The organism is Mycobacterium sp., from assembly GCF_032161845.1.
Taxonomy (GTDB): Bacteria; Actinomycetota; Actinomycetes; order Mycobacteriales; family Mycobacteriaceae; genus Mycobacterium.
The window spans coordinates 20230-27185 of record NZ_JAVRQA010000090.1 but is presented as its reverse complement, the minus strand read 5'-3'; the positions used below and the strand labels follow the sequence as shown (position 1 = coordinate 27185).

Here is a 6956-nt window from a genome sequence, read left to right as displayed (position 1 = left end):
CTGGACCATCAGCAATCTCAAGACCAGCACGGATCAGATCCCCTACCCGGTCGCTGGCACGCTGTGGGAAGCCACCGCCACCGATCAGGCCATCGAGGGCAGCGCGACGCCGATCGTGTCGAACCTCAACGCCCGCGCCAAGAGTGGCGAGACCTACCGCGTGCTGTACGGCGTCGCGACGCCGCAGGGCGTGAACCCGGCGACGCTCGCCGAGGGCCAAAAGACCACGGGCAAGGTCTATTTCGACGTCGTCGGCCCCACTCCCGACAGCGTCGTCTACAACGCAGGCGGCCACGACCTTCTGGTGTGGGTGCAGCCGCCACCGCAGTTGCCCACGCAGCGTGGCGGAGGCAGCTACTCGTCGTCACCCGCATCGTCGGCATCGCCGACCGCGACGACCACGCCCGCAACGCCCGCAACGCCCGGAGCAGTCCCCGGCGCGCCGATCGGCGCCGAGGGCACCACCGCACCGGGAACCGCGCTGCCTGCGGGCAGCGCGGGCACCCCGATTCCGGCAGGTAGCCAGGGCACGCCGCTCGCACCGGGCAGCCAGGGCACCCCGGTACCCGCGGCCACCCCGGTCACGCCCGTCCCGGCAGGTACCGAGGGTTCGCCTCAGCCGGCCAGCGTCCAGGAGGGCACCGCGCCAACCGGCAGCCAGGGCACGCCGCTGCCCGCGAACACACCGGCGACCGCGGGCACTCCTGCGCCGGCGGCTCCCACGACGACCGTGATCGTGCCTCCCCCCGCCTGATCCAGCATCAGGAGTGGCTCGACCACCACACGTACAACTGGTCGAGATTGGGGCCGTCCTCGGCACCGTCGACCGAGGCGAGCAAGAGCTTGTCGCCATCGGTCCACGTCAGGGTCGGGATGCCAGCGCGGAATCCACAGACCAGCGTCCCACTTACCTGCTGAGGGGTGGCGTTGCGGCGCCATGCCCCTGGCGACTGAATGTTGCCGGGGCAGTTGACCACCTGGGTGTTGCCCACCACCGCCCCGAACGCGGAGTCGAGCGCCGTCTCGTCTGTGAACACGGTGAACGTCGACGCCGGTGGCCCACCCGCATCGGAGTTCCTGGTGCAGCTGAACTTGGCGACGGCGGCCTGGGGTACGTCCGCGGGCGTGCACGCGTCGGATGAATAACCCGGCGGCAATGCTCCGCGAAGCCGTTGCTGTGCTTGAGAATTCACCGGCGGTGCCGTGGACGACGGTGCCGTGGCGATCGATGAATCGGATCGATCCGAGGACGGCCACATCAGCCACGCCGCGAGAACGGCCATGATCACCGCCGCCGCGGCGGCTGCTGCGACGGGAGCTACGGGAAAGGACTTGGGCCTGGCCGTCACCGCCCGGGGATCGACCGTCAGCGGTTCGGTGTACAGGTTCGCGAAGGCATCTCCCACCGGTGGTTGGCCGTAGTTCGGTGGTGCGACCGCCGATCCCGGCCCCATCGCCGTGATCTTCTCGGTCAGCGCGCGGGCGAAGTCCGAGCAACGGGCGAAACGACTTTCGGGTCGCTTGGCCAGCGCGATGGTCAGCACCGGATCGAGCGCCGCCAGCTCCGGTCGCTTCGCAGCCAGCGAAGGCGGCTTCGAGTTGAGGTGATCGTTGATCACCTCCGTGGGGTCCGAGCTGGGAAACAGCGGCTCGCCGGTCAGAAGGTGATAGGCCGTCGCGGCGAGCGCGTACTGGTCGGCGCGGACACCGACCTCTTCTCCGGTCAGCTGCTCGGGCGCACAGTAGGCGACCGTACCGATGGCGGTCGCCGTGCCGTCGTCGACGTCGTTGACATCGCGGGCTATTCCGAAGTCGGTCAACAGGATTCGCTGCTCGCCGTCGTCGTCGAGGTGGGTCAGCATGATGTTGGCGGGCTTGACGTCGCGATGCAGCAGACCCCGCTTGTGAGCGCTGTCGAGCGCGCTGGCGACCGCAGTGACGATGCGGGCGACCTCGTCGGCAGGCATCCCGGCCGGATGGCGTTCGGCAACGAGTCGGGCGGCGTCGAGTCCGTCGACGTAGTCCATCGAAATCCACAACTGGCCGTCGGCCTCGCCACGGTCGTGAACACCGACGATGTTGGGGTGCCAGAGGGTCGACGCGAGATCGGCTTCCCGATTGAAGCGGGCGCGGTACTCGGTATCGACCGACCAGGCGGACGGGAGCAACTTCAACGCGTCACGGCGCGGAAGTCGAGGATGCTGAGCTAGATACACCCTGCCCATGCCTCCGGAGCCCAGCAGACCGATGATCTGGTACCCGGCGAAGATCTGGCCGCCGGCCAATTCATCGTCGGGCAGGGCCGGGGGCGACGGCCACTCATCCGGCGGCAGCGGCGAACTCATGCCCGTACCTCCGAGTCCTCTGTGTCACTGCCCCATGCCCGCGGCGATGCCAACGCGTCAGTTATGAGGGTAGTGCGCGTGGGGACGCCGGTGTGTCGAGCCGGGTTACATCCGGCGTTCGAGATCGTCACCATCTGCGCGATGCGGCGGTGCGACGGGCGCCGGACCTGCGCCGTGGGGCGCGGCGCCGGAAGCGGCGGAGTCGAGCGGCGTTCGGCCGTCCCTGGCTTCCTCCTCCCTGGCCTCGCGGTCGCTCTGCTCGGACTGCTGATCCTGGCCCGGCGCGGAGGCGTCATCACGGGCCTGTTGCGGCGGCGCGCCCGCGCCACCCGAACCCTGGCCCGCCGATGGCTGACCGCCTGCGGGCTGGCCACCAGCCGGTGAGCCGCCGCCCTGCGAGCCGCCGGATTGCGAAACGCCGCCGCTCGGGGAACCGCCACCGCCCTTGCCTTGCATCGCCTGCTGAATCATCGAGCCGAACTGGCCCGCCTGCTGACCGGCCTGCTGGGCGGGACCTCCGGCCTGCTGAGCCATCTGGCCGAGTTGCCCCAACATCTGGCCGAATTGGCCGACCGACTGACCGCCTTGATCATCGGCGTTCTCGTACGCAGATTGGGCGGAACCCAACTTGCCGGAGAACATGGTCTCCTTGGCCTGCAGGGCGGCGACGCTCGCCGCCATCGGGGCCGTCAACGTCGGGAGCACCGCGGAGATCGTCATGCTCATCGCATCCTCGCCGGGCGGGAGCATCGGGATCTCGGGCATCTCGACACTGGCGGGATCCCAGTTCAACGCGCCCGGTGTGTGCATCGGGTCCAGTGACATCAGCAAGCACCTTCCATGAACTCACCAGTCATCGTCGACCTCTTCATCCCCATAGTCGAGGGGCGCAGGAGCCGCCAACGATGCACCGGTACCGCCACTCTCGCCGCGCTGGCCCATCATGCCCATGCCGCCGCCGCCCATGCCCGCGCCGCCGGCACTCACGGGTGCCAGCCCGCCGACGGCCGCGCTGCCAGCACCTGCCGGGCGCACCGCCACGTCGCCGGAGCTGCCGACCAGGCTGGCCAACGCCGGTGACTGCGGCGAAAGTCCACCGGACCCCGGCAGCGACGCCGCCTTCACCATGCCCCCGCCTGCGCCGGCACCCGCCCCACCGGCCAGTGGGTGATTGGAGAACGACGAGAACGGCATCGCCGCTCCACTGGAGCCGCCCTTGCCGCCCGCCGACATCAACTGCTGCAACGGTTGCATGATCTGCTGGAGGGGCTGCATGAGCTGCTGAGGTGCCTGGGTCAACATGCCACCGATCTGTTGCGGTAGCTGCATCGCCATCTGGCCCATTTGCATCATCATCTGCATCGCCTGATCCGAACCCTTGCCCGCCGCCTGCGAGGCCTGAGCCGCGCCTGGAGGGGCACCCGGGTTGGGGATGTTGGGCGGGACGCCGAGACCCGACGCCAGCTCGGCCGAGTTGGCGTTCACCATCGCGATGTTCTGGGAAAGGCCCATCTTGATGCGGCTCTGCACCAGCTCCTGAGCGTTGCCGAAGGGCATGCTCGAAAGGACTTCGCACTCCTGCTGCACTTCGAGTGCAGTCGCGTTCACCAGGACCTTCGTCTTGGCGACGGTGGCCTCCATGCTGCGCAACTTGAGGGCGATGGCAGCGGCCTGAGCAGCATTGGCCTCGTGGCCCGCAATGATCGTGGTGGCCTCGCCACCGGCAGCCAACGCTCCGGTGCCCTTCCACTGATCGGCCATCTGCATCAGCTGGCCCTGCTGTTGAGGCACCACCGAACCGCTCAGCTTGGCCGCCAGCGCCTCGTACGACGCCGCCGCCGCGGACAAGGCCTCCTCATCGACATTCGGCCAGCCCGGTCCCATCACGGTCTGCGAACCGAACGGGCTGCTGTCGGGTGGAACACCCATCACGCCCCCTTCCCAGCGTTTTGCCACGTGGGTCGAGATTACCGCCGCTGCGAGGTGTCGGTGCGCACAACTATCCCAAGCACGACTATCCCAGGATGAGGCCCGACGTCGGCACACCGGTACCTGCGGTGACGAGGACGTGCTCGACGTCCGGTACCGGATTCACCGAGGTGCCCCGCAACTGCCGGACCCCCTCGGCGATGCCGTTCATGCCGTGAATGTAGGCCTCACCCAGCTGGCCGCCGTGAGTGTTGATGGGCAGCCGCCCACCGATCTCGATGGCGCCGTCGGCGATGAAGTCCTTCGCCTCGCCCCAACCGCAGAACCCCAACTCCTCCAACTGGATCAGCGTGAACGGGGTGAAGTGGTCGTAGAGGACCGCCGTCTGGATGTCGGTCGGCTTGAGGCCGGACTGCGCCCACATCTGCCTGCCGACCAGACCCATCTCCGGCAGGCCGTCGAGTTCCGGCCGGTAGTAGCTGACCATCGAATACTGGTCCGGGCTGGCGCCCTGCGCCGCGGCTTCGATGACGGCGGGCCGGTTCTTCAAGTCCTTGGCCCGCTCGGCCGACACGATCACCAGTGCCACCCCGCCGTCGGTCTCCTGGCAGCAATCGAGCAGGCGAAGCGGTTCGGCGATCCATCGCGACGCCTGATGCTCCTCGATGGTGATCGGCTTCTCGTAGAAGTACGCCTTCGGATTCTTGGCGGCATGCTTGCGGTCGGCGACCGAGATCGCACCGAAGTCCTTGCTCGTCGCCCCCGACAGATGCATGTACCGCTTGGCGATCATCGCGACTTGAGCTGCGGGAGTGGACAACCCGTGGGGATAGGAGAACGAGTTGTCGACTCCGGTCGAGTCGGCGTTCTCCACCAGCCGCATCTGCACCTGACCGAATCGCATACCGGAACGTTCGTTGAACGCCCGGTAGGCCACGACGCAGTCGGCGATGCCGGTGGCGACGGCCATCGCCGCCTGCTGCACGGTGGCGCAGGCGGCACCGCCGCCGTGGTGGATCTTCGAGAAGAACTTGAGGTCGCCGATGCCCGTGGCCCGCGCAACGGCGACCTCGGTGTTGGAGTCCATCGGGAGCGTCGTCATCCCGTCGACGTCGGCCGGTGTCAGACCCGCGTCGTCGAGCGCATCGAGGACGGCCTCGGCGGCAAGGCGCAGCTCGCTGCGGCCGGAGTTCTTCGAGAAGTCGGTGGCGCCGATCCCGACGATCGCCGCCTTGCCCGACAGGTCACCCGGCATCAGGCCGCACCTCCCATGGTGAGCGTGGCATTCGCGATCACATGATCGCCAAGGCTGTTGCTGCCCACGATCTTCAGCGTGATGAGGCCGTCTTCGACACCGGTCACCTCACCGTTGAACGTCACGGTGTCATAGGCGTACCAGGGCACGCCGAGGCGCAGTCCGATCGACTTGATCATCACCTGCGGGCCCGCCCAGTCGGTGATGAAGCGCTGCACCAGACCGGTGTCGGTGAGGATGTTGACGAAGATGTCCTTGGACCCCTTCGCGTGCGCCTTGTCCCGATCGTGATGGACGTCCTGGTAGTCGCGAGTCGCGATGGCGGTCGAGACGATGAACGTCGGGTCGCCGAACAGTTCGAGGGCGGGCAGCTTGGCGCCCACTTGGATTTCCGGAGCCGCCCCGGCGGCGACATTGGATTGGGCCGCGCTCATGCGTCGGGCTCCCATGCGTAGTTGGTCCATGCCGGTCCGACGTCGTTGGCCGGGAAGTCGATGTACATGGCGCGCACCGGCATTCCGATCTTCACCGTTGCCGGGTCGGTGTTGCGCAGCTCTCCGAGCATCCGCACGCCCTCTTCGAGTTCGACGAGGGCGATGACGAACGGCAGCGTGCGGCCGGGCACCTTGGGCGCATGGTGCACGACGAAGCTGAACACCGTGCCGTTGCCGGATGCGACGACGTAGTCGGTCTCTCGATCCTTGTCGAGCCACAGCGCGGGCACCGGTGGGTGTTGGAGGGTGCCATCGGCCCGCTTCTGGATGCGCAGTTCGTGGGCCGCGACGCCGTCCCAGAAGAACTTGGTGTCCTTCGACGACGCTGGCCGCATCGCCGAGTCGGCATCCAGATCGTCGGGGACCGATGACGCCGAAGGTTGGGCGTCCTGCTTGTCCCGGGGAATGAACTTCATGATGCGCCAGTTCATTTCGGCGACGTCTTCGTCACCGACCTGCCAGGTGATCTTCTGATTGATGAAGAAGCTCTCACCCAGGGCGGTCTGCTTCGGGCCGACCACGTCGGTCAACTCGGCCGCGACGCTGACCTCCTCGCCGGGACGAAGGTAGCGGTGATAGGTCTGCTCGCAGTTCGTCGCGACCACGCCGACATAGCCTGCGTCGTCGAACAATTCGATGACCTTGCCCAATGGATCGTCATCCGGGCGGACGCCGCCCAGACCCATCATCGTCCAGACCTGGATCATGGCGGGCGGTGCGACGACACCGGGATGACCGGCCGCCTGGGCGGCTGCCTCGTCGACGTAGATCGGGTTCTTGTCACCGATGGCGTCGGTCCAATGGTCGATCATGGGCTGGTTGACCGGATGGCGACCGACCCGCGGCTTGCTGCGGCCCTCCGCCTTGACCCGCTCGGCCGCCGCCTGAATGTCGTCCGTGTTCGTCATGATTCTCTGTTCTTCGCGCAAGCGC

7 protein-coding genes are annotated in these 6956 nt (G+C 67.6%); 1 reads left to right on the top strand and 6 read right to left on the bottom strand.

All coding sequences use genetic code 11. The features are described 5' to 3' along the window. Window positions 1-754 (top strand): DUF1942 domain-containing protein (locus QOD90_RS05495; protein ID WP_526347467.1); only part of this gene is annotated, 754 nt, incomplete at its 5' end. A 7-nt stretch (window positions 755-761) separates the two neighbouring features. Here the strand turns inward: QOD90_RS05495 and QOD90_RS05490 are convergent. The 6 genes from QOD90_RS05490 to QOD90_RS05465 all read right to left on the bottom strand — a co-directional run bounded on the left by QOD90_RS05490 (window position 762) and on the right by QOD90_RS05465 (window position 6931). Then, the gene (locus QOD90_RS05490; protein WP_526347465.1) at window positions 762-2345 is read right to left on the bottom strand and encodes a serine/threonine-protein kinase; all 1584 of its coding nucleotides are present in this window, start codon (window positions 2343-2345) and stop codon (window positions 762-764) included. 105 nt (window positions 2346-2450) lie between these two features. Then, the gene (locus QOD90_RS05485) at window positions 2451-3170 is read right to left on the bottom strand and encodes a hypothetical protein (RefSeq protein ID WP_526347463.1); all 720 of its coding nucleotides are present in this window, start codon (window positions 3168-3170) and stop codon (window positions 2451-2453) included. Between the two features lie 21 nt (window positions 3171-3191). Continuing rightward, window positions 3192-4274 carry a hypothetical protein gene (locus QOD90_RS05480; protein ID WP_526347461.1) on the bottom strand — a complete coding sequence of 361 codons (1083 nt, stop codon included), beginning with the start codon at window positions 4272-4274 and terminating at the stop codon, window positions 3192-3194. 85 nt (window positions 4275-4359) lie between these two features. Beyond that, the gene (gene ltp2 / locus QOD90_RS05475) at window positions 4360-5529 is read right to left on the bottom strand and encodes a 17-hydroxy-3-oxo-4-pregnene-20-carboxyl-CoA lyase (protein ID WP_526347459.1); all 1170 of its coding nucleotides are present in this window, start codon (window positions 5527-5529) and stop codon (window positions 4360-4362) included. Continuing rightward, window positions 5529-5963 carry a MaoC family dehydratase gene (locus QOD90_RS05470; RefSeq protein ID WP_526347457.1) on the bottom strand — a complete coding sequence of 145 codons (435 nt, stop codon included), beginning with the start codon at window positions 5961-5963 and terminating at the stop codon, window positions 5529-5531. Before QOD90_RS05470 ends, ltp2 begins: the two co-directional genes overlap by 1 nt. Further along, the gene (locus tag QOD90_RS05465; protein ID WP_526347455.1) at window positions 5960-6931 is read right to left on the bottom strand and encodes an OB-fold domain-containing protein; all 972 of its coding nucleotides are present in this window, start codon (window positions 6929-6931) and stop codon (window positions 5960-5962) included. The genes QOD90_RS05470 and QOD90_RS05465 overlap by 4 nt, the downstream gene beginning before the upstream one ends. Between the last annotated feature and the right edge of the window lie 25 nt (window positions 6932-6956).